1 protein-coding gene is annotated in these 877 nt (G+C 65.0%); it reads left to right on the top strand.

Annotated elements, in window-relative coordinates; genetic code table 11:
- Positions 1-877, top strand: an 877-nt coding sequence (locus B3D39_RS05865) for a dihydroxy-acid dehydratase (RefSeq protein WP_286789502.1), incomplete at both ends; no start/stop codon positions are given.

Below are 877 nucleotides of genomic sequence, written 5' to 3'. Positions count from 1 at the left end.
CACCTGCACCTTCTACGGCACCGCAAACACCAACCAGATGCTGATGGAGTTCATGGGTCTGCACCTTCCGGGCGCGTCCTTCGTGAACCCGAACACGCCGCTGCGCGAGGCGCTGACGGTCGCAGGCGCGAAGCGCGCCGCCGAGATCACCGCGCTTGGCAACGACTACCGCCCGGCCTCGGAAGTGCTCGACGAGAAAGCCTTCGTGAACGGCATGGTCGGTCTGATGGCGACGGGTGGTTCGACCAACCACGTCCTGCACCTGCCCGCGATGGCGCGCGCCGCCGGGATCGTGCTCGATCTGGAAGATTTCGACGAGATTTCCTCGGTCGTGCCGCTGATGGCGAAGGTCTATCCGAACGGCCTCGCCGACGTGAACCACTTCCACGCGGCGGGCGGCCTGCAATTCATGATCCGCCATCTGCTGGGTGCGGGCCTACTGCATGAGGATGCGAAGACCGTCGCGGGCGACGGCCTCACCCGCTACACCCAGGAGCCGAAGATCACCGAGGGCGGTCTGATCTGGGAAGAGTCCGACCCCGAAAGCCAGAACGAGAAAATCCTCCGCAAGCCCGCCGATCCGTTCCAGAAAACGGGCGGCCTGAAGCAGCTCGAAGGCAATCTCGGGCGCGGCGTGATCAAGGTCTCCGCCGTCAAGCCCGAGCGCCATGTGATCGAAGCGCCGGTCCGCGTCTTCAAGGAACAGCACGAGGTGAAGGACGCCTTCAAGAACGGTGAGTTCACCTCCGACACGATCGTGGTCGTGCGCTTCCAGGGGCCGAAGGCGAACGGGATGCCGGAGCTGCACTCGCTCACCCCGACCCTCGCAGTGCTGCAAGATCGCGGGCTGAAAGTGGCGCTGGTCACCGATGGCCGG

Source organism: Thioclava sp. UBA3469 (genome assembly GCF_002378135.1).
Taxonomy (GTDB): domain Bacteria; phylum Pseudomonadota; class Alphaproteobacteria; order Rhodobacterales; family Rhodobacteraceae; genus Thioclava; species Thioclava sediminum.
This window is presented reverse-complemented; position numbering and strand designations above follow the sequence as displayed.